Origin of the sequence: Herbaspirillum frisingense GSF30 (assembly GCF_000300975.2) — a bacterium.
GTDB lineage: Bacteria > Pseudomonadota > Gammaproteobacteria > Burkholderiales > Burkholderiaceae_D > Herbaspirillum > Herbaspirillum frisingense.
In genome coordinates this window covers 1-17441 of record NZ_AEEC02000042.1, presented here as the reverse complement: position 1 = coordinate 17441, position 17441 = coordinate 1, and the positions used below count along the sequence as shown (strand labels likewise).

The 17441-nt window shown below is 66.6% G+C and carries 15 protein-coding genes; 9 read left to right on the top strand and 6 right to left on the bottom strand.

Translation table 11 applies throughout. The annotated features are described in order from the left end of the window. Window positions 1-11: 11 nt before the first annotated feature. The 6 genes from HFRIS_RS21270 to HFRIS_RS21245 all read left to right on the top strand — a co-directional run bounded on the left by HFRIS_RS21270 (window position 12) and on the right by HFRIS_RS21245 (window position 7189). The gene (locus tag HFRIS_RS21270; protein ID WP_006465070.1) at window positions 12-1385 is read left to right on the top strand and encodes an MFS transporter; all 1374 of its coding nucleotides are present in this window, start codon (window positions 12-14) and stop codon (window positions 1383-1385) included. Window positions 1386-1539: 154 nt separating this feature from the next. Then, a complete protein-coding gene (locus HFRIS_RS21265; protein WP_006465069.1) occupies window positions 1540-2709 on the top strand; it encodes a benzoate/H(+) symporter BenE family transporter in 1170 nt (389 codons plus the stop codon). 17 nt (window positions 2710-2726) lie between these two features. Next, window positions 2727-4007, top strand: a complete 1281-nt coding sequence (locus HFRIS_RS21260) for a GTPase (RefSeq protein ID WP_006465068.1) — start codon at window positions 2727-2729, stop codon at window positions 4005-4007. Continuing rightward, window positions 4004-5593: a dynamin family protein gene (locus tag HFRIS_RS21255; protein WP_006465067.1), complete on the top strand. Its 1590-nt coding sequence runs from the start codon at window positions 4004-4006 to the stop codon at window positions 5591-5593. Before HFRIS_RS21260 ends, HFRIS_RS21255 begins: the two co-directional genes overlap by 4 nt. A gap of 82 nt (window positions 5594-5675) precedes the next feature. Then, complete coding sequence (locus HFRIS_RS21250; RefSeq protein WP_006465066.1) at window positions 5676-6623, top strand: methyl-accepting chemotaxis protein; 948 nt, start codon at window positions 5676-5678, stop codon at window positions 6621-6623. A gap of 146 nt (window positions 6624-6769) precedes the next feature. Beyond that, window positions 6770-7189 carry a hypothetical protein gene (locus tag HFRIS_RS21245; RefSeq protein ID WP_006465065.1) on the top strand — a complete coding sequence of 140 codons (420 nt, stop codon included), beginning with the start codon at window positions 6770-6772 and terminating at the stop codon, window positions 7187-7189. Between the two features lie 98 nt (window positions 7190-7287). Here the strand turns inward: HFRIS_RS21245 and HFRIS_RS21240 are convergent, their stop codons facing one another. The 5 genes from HFRIS_RS21240 to HFRIS_RS21220 all read right to left on the bottom strand — a co-directional run bounded on the left by HFRIS_RS21240 (window position 7288) and on the right by HFRIS_RS21220 (window position 11585). Further along, window positions 7288-8037: an ABC transporter permease gene (locus HFRIS_RS21240; protein WP_039876815.1), complete on the bottom strand. Its 750-nt coding sequence runs from the start codon at window positions 8035-8037 to the stop codon at window positions 7288-7290. Between the two features lie 11 nt (window positions 8038-8048). Continuing rightward, window positions 8049-8855: an ABC transporter permease gene (locus HFRIS_RS21235; protein ID WP_006465063.1), complete on the bottom strand. Its 807-nt coding sequence runs from the start codon at window positions 8853-8855 to the stop codon at window positions 8049-8051. After that, on the bottom strand, window positions 8848-9702 hold the full coding sequence (locus tag HFRIS_RS21230; RefSeq protein WP_006465062.1) for an ABC transporter ATP-binding protein: 855 nt from the start codon (window positions 9700-9702) through the stop codon (window positions 8848-8850). The genes HFRIS_RS21235 and HFRIS_RS21230 overlap by 8 nt, the downstream gene beginning before the upstream one ends. An 11-nt stretch (window positions 9703-9713) precedes the next feature. Beyond that, a complete protein-coding gene (locus HFRIS_RS21225; RefSeq protein ID WP_006465061.1) occupies window positions 9714-10718 on the bottom strand; it encodes an ABC transporter substrate-binding protein in 1005 nt (334 codons plus the stop codon). Between the two features lie 285 nt (window positions 10719-11003). Continuing rightward, window positions 11004-11585, bottom strand: coding sequence for a MarR family winged helix-turn-helix transcriptional regulator (locus HFRIS_RS21220; protein WP_006465060.1), 582 nt, complete (start codon window positions 11583-11585; stop codon window positions 11004-11006). A 135-nt stretch (window positions 11586-11720) separates the two neighbouring features. On the opposite strand from HFRIS_RS21220, the gene HFRIS_RS21215 reads away from it, so the two are divergent. From HFRIS_RS21215 to phnN, 3 genes are all read left to right on the top strand, one after another. Continuing rightward, window positions 11721-12542 carry an FRG domain-containing protein gene (locus HFRIS_RS21215; RefSeq protein WP_219341880.1) on the top strand — a complete coding sequence of 274 codons (822 nt, stop codon included), beginning with the start codon at window positions 11721-11723 and terminating at the stop codon, window positions 12540-12542. Window positions 12543-12719: 177 nt separating this feature from the next. Beyond that, complete coding sequence (gene nadC, locus HFRIS_RS21210; RefSeq protein WP_006465058.1) at window positions 12720-13553, top strand: carboxylating nicotinate-nucleotide diphosphorylase; 834 nt, start codon at window positions 12720-12722, stop codon at window positions 13551-13553. Continuing rightward, window positions 13550-15586, top strand: coding sequence for a phosphonate metabolism protein/1,5-bisphosphokinase (PRPP-forming) PhnN (gene phnN / locus HFRIS_RS21205; RefSeq protein ID WP_006465057.1), 2037 nt, complete (start codon window positions 13550-13552; stop codon window positions 15584-15586). The genes nadC and phnN overlap by 4 nt, the downstream gene beginning before the upstream one ends. Before the next feature lie 58 nt (window positions 15587-15644). Here phnN and HFRIS_RS21200 read toward each other — a convergent pair. Continuing rightward, window positions 15645-17441, bottom strand: a 1797-nt coding sequence (locus HFRIS_RS21200) for a c-type cytochrome (protein ID WP_006465056.1), incomplete at its 5' end; no start/stop codon positions are given.

Below are 17441 nucleotides of genomic sequence, written 5' to 3'. Positions count from 1 at the left end.
AGGAGAACCCCATGAAGACCCTGGAAGTGAGCCAGATCATCGACGGCGCGCGCTTTACCAAATTCCACTGGATGGTGATGTGCCTGTGCGCATTGCTGCTGGTGTTCGACGGCTATGACCTGTTCATCTACGGCGCCGTGCTGCCGGTGCTGATGAAGGAGTGGAGCCTGTCGCCGGTGCAGGCCGGCGCACTGGGCAGCTATGCCCTGTTCGGCATGATGTTCGGCGCCTTCATCTTCGGCCCGCTGGCCGATCGCATCGGTCGCAAGAAGGGCGTGGCGATCAGTTTCGTGCTCTTTAGCGTCTCCACCTTCCTGAGCGGCTTCTCGACCTCGCCCACCGAGTTCGGCGTGTATCGCTTCCTGGCCGGTCTGGGCTGCGGCGGCCTGATGCCCAATGCCGTGGCGCTGATGAACGAGTACGCGCCCAAGCGCCTGCGCAGCACCCTGGTGGCCATCATGTTCAGTGGTTATTCGCTGGGTGGCGTGCTGTGTGCCGGCCTGGGCATCTGGATGCTGCCCAACTTCGGCTGGCAGTCGATGTTCTTCGCCGCCGCCGTACCGCTGGTGCTGCTGCCGCTGATCCTGTGGAAGCTGCCGGAATCGGTGGGCTTCCTGCTGCGCCAGGGCAAGCATGAGCAGGCGCGCGCCATGCTGGCGCAAGTCGCCCCGCTGGCCGGCATCGCTGCCGATACGCAACTGGTGCAGGCCGAGGCCAAGGGTGCCGGTGCACCCATGCTGGACCTGTTCAAGCAGGACCGCAGCGTCGGTACGCTGATGATCTGGGTGTCCTTCTTCTGCTGCCTGCTGATGGTGTATGCACTCGGTTCCTGGCTGCCCAAGCTGATGGCCAGTGCCGGTTATAGCCTGGGTTCCTCGCTGTCCTTCCTGCTGGCCCTGAACTTCGGCGGCGTGGTCGGTGCCATCGGTGGCGGCTGGCTGGGCGACCGCTTCACCCTGCCCAAGGTGGTGATCAGCTTCTTCGCCGTGGGGACCGTGGCCATTGCGCTGCTGGGCTTCAACAGCCCCACGCCGGTGCTGTACCTGCTCATCATCGTGGCGGGCGCCACCACCATCGGCACGCAGATCCTGCTGTATGCCAACACCGCACAGTTCTACCCGCTGGCGATCCGTTCCACCGGTCTGGGCTGGGCCTCCGGCGTGGGCCGCTCGGGCGCCATCGTCGGCCCCTTGCTGGGCGGTGCGCTGATGGCGGCAGCCCTGCCGCTGAAGATGAACTTCCTGGTCTTCGCCATCCCTGGTCTGGTGGCGGCGCTGGCGATCGGCATCTTCATGCTGCGCTACCGGCATGCCGGCCAGGGCGCCAGTGCCAACAGTGTCGGCGCGAGCGGCGTGTCGCCAGCATCGGTGTCGCGCAGCGTTTAAGATCGCAACTTCAGGACGGCGGCTCGGCGCTGCGATGGTTCGGCCATCGCAGCGCCTGGCCTTTTGAACATCAGGGGGGGCAGGGCACAGCCGGCTCCCTCCCGTGTCGTTGCCTGTAGCTTGAGGGCAGGCAGCATGTAGCAAGGAACGATTCATGGTCCATCGACAAGGCTCGCTCACGGCGTGGGTGGCCGGTTTCCTGGCAGTACTGATTTCCTATGCGGGGCCGCTGGTGATCTTCGTGCAGGCTGCACACGCCGGTCAGGTCCCGACCTCGCAACTGGTGTCCTGGGTCTGGGGCATTTCCATGGGGGCGGGGGTGAGCGGCCTGCTCTTGAGCTGGTGGTTCCGGCTGCCCATCATCACCGCCTGGTCGGCTCCCGGGACGGCGCTGCTGCTGAGCCTGTTCCCCGGCATCAGCATGCCCGAGGTGGTGGGTGCCTATGTGATGGCGGCGCTGCTGCTGATCCTCATCGGCGTGACCGGTTACTTCGAGAAGATCCTGGCCTTCATCCCCAAGGGCATCGCCGCCGGCATGATGGCCGGCATCCTGTTCCAGTTTGGGGTGCAGGCCTTCCGCTCCAGCGCGGAGGCACCCCTGCTGGTGCTGGTCATGCTGGCCGCCTACCTGGCCGGGCGCCGCTGGTGGCCGCGCTACGGCATCGTGGTGGTGGCGCTGGTGGGTTTCGCGGTGGCCTTTGCCAGTGGTCGCACCCATCTCGGCGAGCTGGGGCTGGAACTGGCGCAGCCGGTCTTCATCGCACCGCAGTTCAGCCTGGGTGTGTTCTTCAGCTTTACCATCCCGCTCGTACTGGTGAGCCTGACCGGGCAGTTCCTGCCAGGCATGGCGGTACTGCAGCTGGCCGGCTACCATCCGCCCACCCGCGCGGTGGTCACCGGTACCGGCCTGGCCTCGCTGGTGACCGCCTGCTTCGGCGGCATCACCATCGTCCTGGCGGCCATCACGGCGGCCCTCTGTACCGGCAAGGATGCGCATCCCGAGCCCGGCAAGCGCTACCTGGCCGGCATCGCCAATGGCGTGTTCTATCTCGTCGGCGGGACCTTCGCGGCTTCCATCGTGAAGTTGTTCACCGCCTTCCCCAAGGAATTGATCGCCGCGCTGGCCGGTCTGGCCCTGATCGGCGCCATCGTTTCCAACATCCGCCTGATGAGCGAGGAGGGCGGCTATGTCGAACCCCCTGTCATCACCTTCCTGGCCACGGCCTCGGGCATGAGCCTGTTCGGACTGGGCGCGGCCTTCTGGGGCGTGGTGTTCGGCATGGCCGCCTACTGGCTGATCGGACGCCCCAGAAAACCAGCTTGAGCTGCATGGAGACTGCAATGCAAAAAGATACCGGATCCACCGACCCCTTCGCCCCCCTGACCAGCGAGATCCTGGCCGTGGCACCCGGTCGTGCGCATGACCTGGCACGACTGCGGGTGCTGGCGCAACGGGCCGCGCCCGCCACGGTGACCGTGGTGGGCAAGTACAACCACGGCAAGAGCCGCCTGTTGAACGAGCTGATGGGCAGCGACGTCTTTGCCGTCGCCGACCGCCGCGAGACGGTGCGCCTGTCCGAACACCGGCATGCCGATGTGCGCTGGCTGGATGCACCCGGGCTGGACGCCGACGTGGCCGAGCAGGACGATAGCCATGCCCAGGAGGCAACCTGGCTGCAGGCCGATATCCGCCTGTTCGTGCATGCCGCCAAGGAGGGCGAACTGGATGCTGCCGAGCGCGCGCTGTTGCAGGCCCTGCGCGACGACCAGCAGCGCACGCGCCGCCAGACCCTGTTCGTACTGACCCAGGTCGACCAGATGGCCGACGAGGCGCAACTGGAGCGGGTGAGCAGCGCCATCGGCGCGCAGGCGCCGGGCTTGACGCTCCATCCGGTGTCGTCCACGCGCCACCGCAGCGGCATCGAAGGCGGCAAGAAGCTGTTGCTGGAAAAGAGCGGCATTCCCGCCATGCAGGCCTGGCTGCGCGATGTCACGGCACAGGTGCCGGCGGCGCGGCGCCATGAGCGCGCGCTGCTGCTGGACGAGATCGACCAGCAACTGCAGCACCAGCAACGCAGCGCGCAAACACAGTTGCAGGCACTGCGGCAACAGCAGCACCAGCAGCGCCAGGATTTCGAACAAGGCCTGGAGACGGTGCTGGACAAGGTGCATCAGGACCTGCTGCCGGTGCTGGAGGTGGAGGGCGACGATCCGGCCCTGGTACCGGACACGGCCGCCGACGAATTCAAGCTCACCGCCGGCAAGCGCGAGCGGGCGCGCATCCACGTCGCCTATTCGCGGGCCTGCATCGCCATCCGCGCCCATCTCATCAAGCACGGGGTAGAGGGTTTGCCGGCCGACCAGCGGACCTCGGTCACCAGCCTGGATACGGTGATGGTGGCCGTCATGGGCATTTCCATCAAATACCGCGCCGACCTGCGCCGCCGTTTCTGCGAGCCGGCCGGACGCGGGCAGATGACGCAGTCCTTCCTGCACTACTACGAACTGTCGGAAGATCGCCAGGCCCTGGTGCAGGCGGTGGAGCGCGCCGACGCCGCGCTGCATGCCATCACCCGCGCGGCCGATGCGCTGGAGCAGTTGCGCGCGGTGGAGCTGGCATGAAGACGTCGGAACAGCGTTTCATCGACATCATCGGCAGCTCCGGCAGCTCCGGCAACTCCGGCGGGGCCGAAGCGGATGTGGCAACCCTCCTCGCCGCGTTGCGTGACTGGCTGGCCTCGCTGGATGCGGCGCTCACGGCCGGCCGGATCGAGGCCGGTGGCCTGCAACCCGGCAGCGCCCTGGCGCAGCGCATCGCTGCCCTGCATCAGGCACTGGCACAGCAGCACCAGCAGCGCGAAGCCCAATGGCTGGCACTGGCACCGGCACGCGCTCTGGCGCAGCACTTCGAGGGCAAGTTGATGGTGCTGGTGTTCGGCAAGTTCAATGCCGGCAAGAGTTCGCTGTGCAACTTCCTGGCCGAGCGCTTCCGGCAGCATGGGCAGGCGGTGCAGTATTTCCATCTGCAGGGCGGCCAGCTGCTGGCCTCGGACGAGGCCTTCCACGAGGGTGCCACCGAGACCACGGCGCGCCTGCAGGGGGTGTGCCTGGGCGATGGACTGGTCTTGCTGGATACCCCCGGCCTGCATTCGGCCACCGATGACAATGCGGCCCTGACCCAGCGCTTCCTGGACAGTGCCGATGCGGTGCTGTGGCTGACCAGTTCGACCTCGCCGGGACAGGTGCAGGAACTCGACGAATTGGCCCGCGAACTGCGCCGAGGCAAGCCACTGCTGCCGGTGGTGACGCGCAGCGATGTGATCGACGAAGACGAAGTCGATGGCCAGATCGTCAAGTGCCTGCGCAACAAGTCCGACGCCAACCGCGCCGACCAGGAAGCCGATGTCGGCCACCGCGCCGCCGACAAGCTGCAGGCGCTGGGCGTGGCGGCGGCCCAGCTGAAGCCGGCGGTGTCGGTCTCGGCCTACGTGGCGCGCAGCACGGGCGCCGATGCAGAGGTCATGGCCGGCGCCGGTTTCGAGCGTCTCTATGCGGCCCTGCTGGAACTGCTGGCCCCCGCGCTGGCCTATCGCGCCCGCAAGCCGGCCGAAGTCCTGCTGCATCATTTGCAGGAGGAGGTGGAAGCCCCCTTGCTGAACCAGACCATGCCGGCCCTGGCCGTGCTGCGCCAGCAGGTGCAAGAGGAACTGGACAGCCTGCCGGCCCGGCAGGCGCGTCTGGTGCAACAGGCCTGGCGCGAGGTGATGCCGCAGCTGGCCGACCTGCTGGAAGCGCATGCCGGGGTGGCCGACGTGGCGGCAGTGGTGGCTGCATTGAACGCAGCCCTGCAACAGGCGGCCACCCAACATGCCCAGGCCTGCCTGGACAGTCACATCTTGCCCGCCGTCGAGACAGTGCTGGAGCTGCCTGCCGATCCCGGCTACGACAGTGCGCCGACCGATGGCGTGCCGGCCGCATATGAAAAGCTGTACGAGACCCTGGGCGCGGCCGTGCAGGACAGCCTCCAGCGCATGGCCGGTGACCTGGCCGAGCGCTGCGCGACCCGCTTGCAGGCGCTGGATCAGGCGCTGCAGCACAAGCAGCAGATCATCCTGGACGGCCAGCGCCGCCTGGGCCAGATCGCGTCCCTTCTGCGTGGCCTGCACGCAGGTGCGAGCCAATTGCGTGAACCGGCGCAGGAGGTGTGACCACGCTTGAGCGCATATACGGCAGGACCATGGCAACACCCCTATAAAAAACGATAAACGCAGCATCAGGGAGGAAAGCAGCATGTGGAAGAACAATCTCAAACGGCTATGCCTGGCCGTATCGATCATATCGATCGTCTTGATCGTCGGCGCCGGCTGGCGCCTGTTCAATGCCGCCCATGACGTGGGTGCGCAGGTGCTGGCCTTGCTGTCGCCGCTGGCGGCGCTTGGTCTGCTGATCGGCGGTACTGGCCTGCGCCGACGGGGAACGGAGTTGGCGGTGGCGCAGATGCTGCCGCCGGCCACCGAGCTGGTGCCGCCGCTACCGGTGGAGCAGGCCAGCCAGGGCTACATGGTTGCCGAAGCCGGCATGCAGGATCTGCATGCGCGCGTGCAGGATCTGGTGGCCCTGCTGGAGCAGACCATCGCCGACATGGCACGCGCCGGCGTGGTGGCGCGGCAATCCGGTGGCAGTGTCGACAGCGCGGTGGCCGCCGTGCAGCAGACGGTGACGGCGGTGGCCACCATCAGCCGCTATATCGATGGTTCGCTGCAGACCTACCGTACCCTGGTGGAGCAGGCTGCGACCATCGGCAAGATCGTCGAGACCATCCATGAAATCGCCAGCCAGACCAATCTGCTGGCATTGAACGCGGCCATCGAGGCCGCCCGTGCCGGCGAGAGCGGGCGCGGCTTCGCGGTGGTGGCGGCCGAGGTCAAGCGGCTGGCCGGCCGGGTCGGGCAATCCAGCAAGGAGATCGGCAAGATCGCCACCTCGCTGAGCCAGTCTTCCGGCAGTGCCCTGCGCGAGGCCGAGGCGGCGGCCTCGCAGGCGGCGCTCGGTCGCAACAGCGCCGATCAGGCCCATGTGGCGATGGCCGATGTCATCGATGGCGCCCGCAAGCGCGTGGCCATCGTCGGCGGCATCAACGACGCCCTGGCACGGCAGTCGCAGGTGGCGGCGGGTCTGTCGCAGCAGGTGCAGCTCCTGTTGCAGCAGGGAACGGCGCGGGTGTTGCGCATCGATTGAGCGGCGTGCGGGTGGAATCTTTTGCGGGGTTAAGTATCAGTTAAGTCTATGTCACTAGAGTGAATCTGACGGCGCCAGCTCGACAGTGGCGTCGTGATTCGTCTCTTGATCCTTCAAGTCTTCATCTACGTACAAGGAGAGCCATCATGGATATCAACAAGATCACCGCCATCAGCGCCATCGTCTTCGGTCTGGCCGGCATGGCGGCACCCTTCGCACAGGCCCAGACCCAGGATACCCAGGGTAGCGTGGCCTACATGAACGGCGGCATCGGCGCGGGCGAACAGAGCAAACTGCGCGAGGCGGCCAAGGATTACAACCTGCGGCTGCTGTTTTCCGAAGCCAAGGATGGCGCCTATGTCAGCAACGTCAAGCTCAGCGTCAATGACAGCCAGGGCAAGACCGTCTTCAGCCTGCCCGGCGCCGGCCCGATGACCAATCTCAAGTTGCCGGCCGGTCACTACGAGGTGAAGGCGGACTACAACGGCGTCACCAAGACCAGCAAGGTGGAGGTGGGCCAGAAGCCGACTTCGCTGAGCTTCAACTGGGCGCATCAGGACAACTGAACAGGTCCTTGCTGACGCAAAAAAGATCCTGTGTGTTTCCACACAGGATCAATGTGTCCAACACAGACACAAGGGAACCGTCTGGACCCGGCCGCGCTTCAGCGCGGCGACAGGCGTCGTCCCAGCCACATCAGGCCGCCGTTGCAGGCCAGGGCGAAGACTGACAGCAGCAATGCCACCGCCATGATGGTGCGGATGTCGCCCAGGTTCATGGCATTGGTCAGCAGGAAACCCAGTCCCCGCTGCGAGGCGAACATCTCCCCGATCAGCACCCCCAGCAGCGTCAGCGAAAACGCCAGGCGCAGGCCGGCCGTGATTTCCGGCAGGATGGCTGGCAGCACGATGTGCAGCAGCGACTGGCGGCGCGTCAGCCGCATCGACTGGCCGGCGCGCAACAGCACCGGGCGCATCTGGCGGATCGCATTCATCGTGAAGACCATGATGGGGATGATGCCGTGCATCACCCCGAAGGCCACCTTGGCCGACAGGCCCAGCCCGAACACCAGCAGCACCAGCGGATAGAGCGTGACCTTGGGGATGGCGTACATGTTCAGGAGGATGGGTTCGGAGACATCGCGCGCCATCCGGTTCACGCCCAGCAGCAGGCCTGCCGCCAGGCCACCCACCAGCCCGATCAGCAGGGCGTAGAGCAAGGCCTTGCCGGTTTCCAGCGCATGCAGCCAAAACTCGCTGGTCTGCATCATGCTGCCCAGGGTCAGCACGGCCTGCCCCGGCGAAGCCAGCGCACTGCCGCCATTGATCCAGTACAGGCCCTGCCAGGATACGGCCAGGCCGGCCGCCAGCAGGGCGTAGAGCAGCGGGGTTTGCATCTCGCGCATCGGTTTCATGGCATGTCCTTTCAGCGACGCAGGCGCGCCTGCAGGCGACGGTCCAGCGCGTTCAGCAGGAGGTTGACGAGGGTTACGCTGGCCAGCACCAGGAACATCAGCGCATACATGTCGTTGTTCTCGAAGTTGTTGTAGGCATAGCCGATCGCATAGCCTATTCCCGAGCCCGAGAGGATGAACTCGGAGGCGATCACGCCGATGAAGGCATAGGCCACCACCAGCTTCACCCCGGTAAAGAGGTAGGGCAGTGCCGCCGGCAGCTTCACGCGCACCGCCGACTGCCAGGGTGTGAGCCGCAGTACCCGGGCGGTCTTGTGCAGGGCGCGCGGGATGCGGTCCAGCCCGTTGAGGGTGGCGGTGATCATGGTGACGATGGCCAGCAGCACGGCGATGGCGATGATGGGTGCCGAGCCCACGCCGAAGAGCACGATGAAGACCGGATAGAAGATGAAGGTCGGCACCGCGTAATAGCTGGCCAGCAAGGGTTCGATGGCGCTGCGCAGGCCCGGCAGCGCATGCAGCAGCAGGCCGCAGATGAAGCCGAGGATCACCGCCAGTACCGTGGCTGCGCCGATGTTGGCCAGGCTGATGGCGATGTCCTTGTCGAACTTGCCCTCGCGCAGGATTTCCCAGGCGTGGCGGGCCATGGCCGAGGGCGCGATCATGGTGGTGGGCTGGATGAGGCCGCTGCGGCACAGCAGTTCCACCAGCCCGATCAGTACGATCACCACTGCAATGCGGACCAGGCCATCGAGCTGGTGTGCCGACCTGCGCGCCGGGCTGGCGGCAGCGCTATGAGCAGAGCTTGCTTCAGCCATGGCTGGCTCCCATTACCTTCAACGACTCCACCCGCAGGCGTTCCCACAGGCGGGCATTGACCTCGCCGAAACGTGGTGTGGAGACCACCCGGCTATCGCGGTCACGCGGCCAGCCGGTCTCGACGATGTCGATGAACAGGCCCGGCCGCGAGGACATCACGCCGACCCGGTCCGACAGCATGGCCGCCTCGTCCAGCGCGTGGGTGATCAGCAGCACGGTGGCGCCGGTCTCGCGCCACAGGCGCAGCAGTTCGTCGCCCATCAGCAGGCGGGTCTGCTGGTCCAGCGCGCCAAAGGGCTCATCCAGCAGGATCAGGCGCGGCTGCTGCACCAGCGTGCGGGCGATGCACACGCGCTGGCGCATGCCGCCCGACAGTTGCGCCGGGTAGGCCGTGGCGAAATCCTTCAAGCCCATGAAGGCCAGCGCGTAGTCGACCCGGCGCTTGATCTCGGCGCCCTCCATGCCACGCATGCGCAGCGTGAAGGAGATGTTGTCGCGCACGTTCAGCCAGGGGAAGGAGGCGTCTTCCTGGAACACCACCCCCACGCCATCGGGCACGCCCTTGACCTCGCGGTTCTCGAACTGCACCGTGCCGTCGGAGGGTGAGGCCAGGCCCGACAGGGTATCGAGCAAGGTGGACTTGCCGCAGCCGGAAGGGCCGACCACCGAAAAGAATTCGCCCTGGTAGAGCGTCAGATCGATCGGGCCGAGCGCGTGGAAGACGCTGCCGGCCTTGCCGAACTTGCGGGTGACACCCTGCAGCACGGCATGCGGCACACGGGGCGTGGTGGCCGGGCTGTCCTGCAGGAGGGCCTCGGCGGCCAAGACGGTGTGTTCACTCTTCATGGCGGACTCCCTCACAGCTTGCTCTTGATCTTGATGGACGGCGGCAGCATGCTGCTGTCGATGAGCTTGTCCCATTCCACGTTGTCCTTGATCTCGCCGATCAGCTTGAGGCCGTCGGTCATGCGGTCCAGTTCGGCCTGGTCGAAGTCGCCCTCGCTCCACATGCGCGCGCGCACCATGTTGTCCACCGCTTCGCGCGCCACCTCCGGGCTGAGCTTGAAGCTGCTCTCCAGCAGCTTGGCGGCGGCGGCCGGATCGCGGTACACCGCCCGCACGCCTTGCTGGCGACCTTCGATGATGGCGCGGATGGTCTCCGGATGGGCCTTGGCATAGGCGCGGGTGGTGATGCCCACCGAGGTGGTCATCGGTTGCAGCACCTCGCCGGCGCTGTAGACGGTGCGGTACTTATCCTTGCGCACGATGGACAGCGGCTCGATCAGCACGGCTGCCGCCACCGAACCCTGTTCCAGCATGGTCAGGCCGTTGATGTAACCGCCCGAGGCCACGCGCTGTACCTGGGCCGCATCCACGCCTTTGGCCTTGAGCGCCATCAGCAGCAGCATTTCGGACACGCCCTTGGGCGAGGTGATGGCGACCTTCTTGCCGGCCAGGTCGGCGATGCTCTTGACGGGGGAATTGGGCATGGTCACGGCCGACGCTTCAGCCACGCTGCGGGTACCGGTATTGACGATGACCACGTCCAGCCCCTGGCGCTGTGCGGCCAGCGCTGCCGAGACCGCCACTTCGCCATACGGTAGCTTGCTGGCCAGGATGTTGCGCACCGTGGTGCCGCCACCGCCGGAGGTGAGGATGCCGGTGATATCCACCCCGGCCTTCTTGAAATAGCCTTGCTCGATGGCAATCGCATAGGGCAGGCCGTAGAGGCTGGTGCCCCATTGCGTGACCGAGATTTCTTCGGCGCGGGCCAGACCGGGGAGGGCGACTGGTACAGCCACTGCAACCAGGGCAGCACTGAGAGACACTACAGCTTGCAGGTTCTTGCAAAAGCTTTTCATGATTTCCTCGACACGTGATGGACACTGCAATCGGATACTCGCAAGGGGCGTACCTGCAAGCACTTGATGCTGTCAATGCAAACGACGTGCCAAGCTTAGATATCGATCAAAAAATCGTCTGAAAGTCCTTTTGCAGTCTGCAAAATATAGTTAGATATCTTAGAACATGTGTCGAAGGAGATGCATGGCCGACAAGCCACGGCGCTTTCTCCGATGGTGCAATTATGCTGCCCGCCCGTCACTTGCTGGTGCGTCTGCACAGGGATGGGGCAGCGCCGGGGAGGTTCAGCCCAGCCCGGAAGCTAGGCGTCCGACCTCCTGGGTGGAGGGCATGCGCTTGCCGGATTCCACCGCCTGGCGCTCGTCCCGCGCCAGGTTCAGGGCCATGGCGATGAGCACCTTGCGGGTGGTCTCCAGCTCTTCCTCGCTGATACCCTCCAGGCTCAGGTCATTGACGTCCTCGGCCAGCGGCACCAGCTTCTTCTTCAGGGCGCGGCCCTGCTTGCTGAGGAAGACGTGGACCTTCTTCTTGTCACCCGGGAGATGGGTGCGTTCCACGTAGCCGATGGCTTCCAGCGACTTGAGGGCGGTGGCGGTGGTGGCCTCGCTCACGCCGGCCCGCTCGGCCAGGTCGCGCTGGGACAGGCCGTCGTGTTCCCACAGCACGCGCAGGATGGTCCAGTGGCCGTAGCTGACCGCATGCGGCGCCAGGCGGATCTGCAGGCTGCGGATGAAGGCACGCGCCGCATCCTTGACCAGGTGGGCGACGCGTTCGGCGGCCAGGGCCTGTAGCGCCTGTTCCAGTTCATCCGGTTCATCTTGTTCGACCGGGGCGGCGGCCAGTGGCCGGGATCGTGTGGCTTTCATCATTTCATCAGAAATCTAAGATAACGCAATCATACCCATTTGCAGCCCGCTCAGGGAGGGCAGGGTAAGTCACCATGACAGGCTGGCCTGCATCTTGCATAATCGTAGATATCGAAGAATATTTTCGGGGTCATGATGTCTCTCGCCACTGCCATCGATCAGGTCGTACTGTCCAGCTGGGATGAGTTCGCTGCCGCCAGCGATCAGCTGGAGGGCTGGGTATTCCGTGGCCAGGCCGATCATCGCTGGCCGCTGGTCAGTTCGCTGACCCGGCACCTGTCACGCTATTGCCCCGATCCCTCGCTGTGGCCCCTGCGCGAGGAGCGGGCGATCCGGGTGTTCCGGCGCAAGGCCCATGTCTTCCTGCATGACGCGGCGGTGCTGGACGATGACCTACGCTGCCTGGCGCTGATGCAACACCATGGCGCACCGACGCGGCTGATCGATTTCACCAAGTCCCCCTTCGTGGCGGCCTTCTTTGCCATGCAGCAACTGCATGGCGACGCCGCCGTCTATGCCCTCAATACCCCGGCCCTGTGGAAGGCGGCGCCGCGCTTCGATCCGACGCTCAATCGCGAAGCCATCGACCTGCGCAAGCCCGACAGCTACCAGCGTTATTTCGCCGGCAACGCCTTGCCGCTGGTGTGGTTCGGTGAACCCAACCAGATGGATGCGCGCCTGGTGGCGCAGTCCGGCATCCTGGTCGTGCCGGGTACGCTGGAGGCGCCGCTGGAGCGCCTGCTGGCCGGCTACGAGGCCAGCGAACCGCTGATCCGCAAGTTCATCCTGCCGGCGGCGTTGCGCGAGCCGGCGCTGCGGGCGCTGTACCGGATGAACATCACCGCCGCCACGCTCTTCCCCGGCCTGGATGGCCTGGCCCGCTCCATCGACTACGAGCTGGAGATGGTGTGGGAGCAACTGATCGTCGATTACCAGTCCAGACTGGGCAAGAGCTGAACCCCACGTCGCCACCGCGTCCCTTTTTCCAGGAGCCCTGAACACCCTGCATCACATCCACCGCACCGAAGTCCGTTCTTAAATAGTTCGATATCTAACTTAATTGCAGTAGCCATTCCAGTTGTCATTCATTTCGGGGCCAGCCAGCCCCTCACCACGCCAACGAAAGGATTCACCATGTACGACCATTACGCCACCGAAAAACTGATCGACCTGTGGCTCTCCGAAGACATCGGCGCCTGCGACCTGACCGCCCAGACCATGATCGAGCCGGACGAGCAGGGCCATTTCGTCATGAATGCCCGTGAATCCCTGATCGTCTCCGGCATCGAGGTGGCCGCCCGGGTCTTCCGCAAATACGACGCCACGCTGGCGGTGCAGGTGCATCACGCCGACGGCAGCCGGGTCGAGGCCGGTGCCATCCTGCTGACCGTCAAGGGCAATGCGCGCAGCGTCCTGACTGCCGAGCGCACCGCACTGAACCTGGTGCAGCGCCTGTCGGGCATCGCCAACGAAACCGCCCGCTACGTGGCCGAGATCGCCGGAACCCGGGCGCAGCTCATCGACAGCCGCAAGACCACCCCCGGCCTGCGCATGCTGGAAAAGCACGCCGTGCTCTGCGGTGGCGGCCTGAACCACCGTCTGGCGCTGGACAACGGCGTCATGATCAAGGACAACCACATCGCCGTCTGCGGCAGCATCAAGGAAGCCGTGGCCCGGGTGCGTCGCAAGCTGCCGGTACTGACCAAGCTGGAAGTGGAGTGCGACCGCGTGGAACAGGTGCGCGAGGCGCTGGCCGCCGGGGTGGACGTGATCATGCTGGACAACATGTCCCTGCCCGACATGCGCGAAGCGGTCGGCATCGTCGATGGTCGCGTCAAGGTCGAGGCCTCCGGCGGCATCCGCCTGACCACCATCCGCCCGGTGGCCGAGACCGGGGTGGATTACATCTCCACCAGCAAGATCACGCAATCGGCGCCGGCCGTGGACATCGGCCTGGACGAAGCATGAGCCCGGCCAGCACGGCGCCCGGCACCTTCTTCCTGGTGGTCGGCCCCAGCGGGGCCGGCAAGGACACCCTGATGAGCGGCGCCCGCGAGGCGCTGGCCGATGCGCCCTATGTCTTTGCCCGCCGCGTGATCACGCGGCCGGCCGGCGCCCCCGGTGAAGACCATGACGCCGAGACCGAAGCCGGCTTCGCCGCCCGAGCGGCGGCCGGCGAGTTCCTGCTGACCTGGCAGGCGCACGGCCTGTCCTATGGCCTACCGGGTCAGTTGCTGGCCGAGCTGGCAGCGGGTCGCCATGTCGTGGCCAATGGCTCGCGTGCCACCGTGGAAGCGCTGGCGCAGCGCCTGCCCAGCCTGGTGGTGGTGGAAATCTCGGCCCCGCCCGAGGTGCTGGCGCAGCGTATTGCCGGGCGCGGGCGCGAGGATCATGCGCAGATCCTGGCGCGCCTGCAGCGCCAGGTCGACCCCGCGCCGCCCGGCGTCCTGCGCCAGGCAGTGGCCAACGACAGTGATACCGCCACCGGTATTGCCCGCCTGCTGGCGGTATTGCGCGCCCCCTTGCAACATTGCGTGGTGCGCGCTGCGCCGGTGGAAACCGGGGAGGAGGCGGTGGCCTATGCCCATCCGCGCCACTGGGCGGCCGGCACGCGTCTGCGCCTGCGCGCTGCGGCCGGTGCCATGGTCGACGTGCGCATCCATCATTGGCCCGACGGCGGCCACGACGCTAGCCCCTGGCTGGCGCTGTCCGCCGGCTTGCGTCAGCGCCTCGGATCGGCTCAGACGGTACAGGCCTTGCGCCTGCTGGCCCCGGCCAGCCGTCCCTTGTGGAGCCGCAAGCTGCGCGGTGAACGCCTGCCGGCGCATCAGTACCAGGCCATCCTGCAGGATGCCGTCGATGGTCGCTACAGCACCACCGAACTGACCACCTTGCTGGTCTCCATCACCCGTGGCCTGGATGCCGAAGAAACCCTGGCGCTGGCCCAGGCGCGCAGCCGCATGGCCCGGCGTATCAGCTGGGACGAGCCCATGGTGGTCGACAAGCATTCCCTGGGCGGTGTCCCCGGCAGCCGCATCACGCCCATCGTGGTACCGATCGTGGCGGCCTGGGGGCTGGCCATGCCCAAGGCGTCCTCGCGCGCCATCACCTCGGCCGCCGGCACAGCCGACACCATGGCCCTGCTGGCCAATGTCGACCTGGATGGCGAGGCCGTGCGCCGCTGCGTGCGCCAGGCGCGGGCCTGCATCGCCTGGAATGGCCGCATCAGCCACTCCGTCATCGATGAAGTGATGAACCGCATCACCCGGCCCTACGGACTGGAGACGGCGCACTGGTCGGTGGCCTCGATCCTGTCCAAGAAGGCGATCGCCGGCGTCACCCATCTGGTGGTGGATGTGCCGTACGGTCCCTATGCCAAGCAGCAGACGCTGGAACAGGCGCAGCAGTTGTGCCGATTGTTCGAACAGGTGGGGCAGGGGCTGGGCATGCAAGTGCGGGCGCTGGCCACCGATGGCAGCCAGCCCATCGGGCGCGGCATCGGCCCGGCACTGGAGGTGCGCGATATCCGCCAGGTCCTGGCGGGCGATCCACAGGCGCCGCAGGATTTGCGTGCCAAGGCACTGCTGTTCGCGGCGCATCTGCTGTCCTTCGATCCGCGCCTGGGGGAGGTCGACGTCGCCTTGCAAAAGGCCACCGAACTGCTGGACAGCGGCGCCGCCCAGGCCGCGCTGGCGCGCATCATCGCCGCCCAGGGGCCACCCCAGGTGGAGGCCGCGCCCTGCGCCGAGGTCTTGACCTGGCACGCCAACGAGTCCGGCGTGATCAGTCAGGTCGATGGCTGGGCCATCGCGGGACTGGCGCGTACCGCCGGCGCCCCGGGGTATACGGGGGCGGGACTGGACTTGTTATGCCGGGTGGGTGAGCGGGTGCAGGCTGGTCAGGCGCTGTTCCGGGTCCATGCCGCCAGCGCTGCGCACCTGGAGCTGGTCGGTGCCGAACTGCAGGCTCTGGCCAGTCCGGTGGTGTTGGTCGGCCATTGAAGGCTGGACGGAAATGGCAGCGGCGCCCCGTACGCGGGGCGCCGCTGCAATGTCACGCTCAATGTCCGGCTTGTGCGCGTGAGCGGGCGATGCTCTCCGGTACGCCTTCCCAGGCCGGCTTGCCGGCAGCGAACTCGCTGCGCAGATAGGCCAGCAGATCACCCACCTGGGCATCGCTGAAGCTGTTGGCAAAGCCCGGCATGTAGCCCAGCACCGGGTTGGCCGGTTCGCGGATGCCGTGCAGGATGACGTGGATCAGATTGTCCGGTGTGTCGCTGTGCAGGTTGGTGTTGACCCGCAACGAGGGTCGTACGCCGAACAGTGTCGGTCCCGTCCCTTCGATGTGACAGGCCGCGCAGGCGCCCTGGAACAGCCGCTTGCCATTGGCCTGCGACAGCTTCTGGCTCTCGTTCAGGCTGGTCGTGGTGATGGGGGCCGGTGTCGTGGTGCTGGTGGCCGGTGCCTGGAACGAGGCCAGATAATGCGCGATGGCGCGCACGTCGCCGGCCGGCAGTTGTGCCAGTTCGGCCACCACCGGCGCCATCGGTCCGGCGGCAATGCCGTGGCGGTCCGAGAAGCCGCTGCGCAGGTAGCTGAACAGTTCATCCTCGGTCCAGGGCGTGGGCGACTTCGACAGCGCCGTCAATGCCGGGGCTTCCCAGCCATCGACCGTGCCGCCGCCCAGGTACTGGCGTCCGCCCTGTTCCGCGCCCAGGGCATTGCGCGGTGAATGGCAGGCGGTGCAGTGACCGGCGCCTTCCACCAGATAGGCTCCGCGATTCCACAGGGCCGAGCGGTCCGGGTCGGGCTGGAACACCTCATTCTTGTGGAACAGCAGATTCCAGCCGGCCAGCAGCGGACGCATGTTGAAGGGGAAGCGCAGATCGTTTTCCGGCGGCGTGCTGGAAACCGCCGGCTGGGCCATCAGGTAGGCGTACAGCGATTGCATGTCGGCTTCGCTGATCTTGGCAAAGGCGGTGTAGGGGAAGGCCGGGTAGAGATGCCGTCCGTCGCGGTGGATGCCTTCGCGCATGGCGCGTTCGAAGGCGGTATAGGACCAGTTGCCGATGCCGGTCTTTTCATCGGGCGTGATGTTGGTGCTGTAGACGGTGCCGAACGGCGTCTGCAGGGCATGGCCGCCGGCATTGGCGACCCCGCCCGGGGCCGTGTGGCAGACCGCGCAATCGCCGGCCAGCGCCACCCGGCGCCCGCGTTCGATGGTGGCGGCCGAATACAGGTCGGCCGCAGGTCGCGCCACCGGTGCGATCTCGGCGCGCCACGGCATTGCCAGGGTCAGCGTGGCGCCCAGTGCCGCCGCAGCACCCCCCAGCCAGCCGTATTTGCGCAGGCGGCGCCAGCCGCCCGGCCGCTGGCCCGAACCCTCCTGATGTTGCAGTGCCAGCCTGATCTGCTCACCCGAGAACGGCGCCTCGCGCAGACGTACGCCGGTGGCGGCATGGATGGCATTGGAAATCGCCGCCGCCGCCGGCAGCGTGAAGGCGCCACCCGCCTTGAGCTGGATGTCGCGCAGCGCCGGCGTGGTGCCGCCACCGATGAGGTCGACCTGGGGCAGGCCGGCGCTGGACTGGCCCGGCAGGGGGCGCACTTCGCGTGACCAGGCATCGAAGCCCTGGTCTGGCGCCAGCGTCTGCGCCATCGCCAGTCTGGCCTGTTCGCCCAGCAGGGCGCGTTGTTTTTGGTCGAGCAGATCGTCAGTGGCATGGGCGGCGGCCGCTGTCGTCCCCGCGCGCTGGTCGTGGCCGGCAGTGACCCGGGTCACGCTCAGTTCGCCGGAGGCGCGGTCGTATTCCACATCGGCCACCCAGGCCGACCAGCTCTGCACCGGCTGGCCCTG

Coding starts and splice junctions, on each gene's coding strand:
- HFRIS_RS21235 (WP_006465063.1), bottom strand. CDS start 8,855: ATGGCTGAAGCAAGCTCTGCTCATAGCGCTGCCGCCAGCCCGGCGCGC.
- HFRIS_RS21265 (WP_006465069.1), top strand. CDS start 1,540: ATGGTCCATCGACAAGGCTCGCTCACGGCGTGGGTGGCCGGTTTCCTG.
- HFRIS_RS21255 (WP_006465067.1), top strand. CDS start 4,004: ATGAAGACGTCGGAACAGCGTTTCATCGACATCATCGGCAGCTCCGGC.
- HFRIS_RS21250 (WP_006465066.1), top strand. CDS start 5,676: ATGTGGAAGAACAATCTCAAACGGCTATGCCTGGCCGTATCGATCATA.
- phnN (WP_006465057.1), top strand. CDS start 13,550: ATGAGCCCGGCCAGCACGGCGCCCGGCACCTTCTTCCTGGTGGTCGGC.
- HFRIS_RS21230 (WP_006465062.1), bottom strand. CDS start 9,702: ATGAAGAGTGAACACACCGTCTTGGCCGCCGAGGCCCTCCTGCAGGAC.
- HFRIS_RS21270 (WP_006465070.1), top strand. CDS start 12: ATGAAGACCCTGGAAGTGAGCCAGATCATCGACGGCGCGCGCTTTACC.
- HFRIS_RS21240 (WP_039876815.1), bottom strand. CDS start 8,037: ATGAAACCGATGCGCGAGATGCAAACCCCGCTGCTCTACGCCCTGCTG.
- HFRIS_RS21225 (WP_006465061.1), bottom strand. CDS start 10,718: ATGAAAAGCTTTTGCAAGAACCTGCAAGCTGTAGTGTCTCTCAGTGCT.
- HFRIS_RS21215 (WP_219341880.1), top strand. CDS start 11,721: ATGTCTCTCGCCACTGCCATCGATCAGGTCGTACTGTCCAGCTGGGAT.
- nadC (WP_006465058.1), top strand. CDS start 12,720: ATGTACGACCATTACGCCACCGAAAAACTGATCGACCTGTGGCTCTCC.
- HFRIS_RS21220 (WP_006465060.1), bottom strand. CDS start 11,585: ATGAAAGCCACACGATCCCGGCCACTGGCCGCCGCCCCGGTCGAACAA.
- HFRIS_RS21260 (WP_006465068.1), top strand. CDS start 2,727: ATGCAAAAAGATACCGGATCCACCGACCCCTTCGCCCCCCTGACCAGC.
- HFRIS_RS21245 (WP_006465065.1), top strand. CDS start 6,770: ATGGATATCAACAAGATCACCGCCATCAGCGCCATCGTCTTCGGTCTG.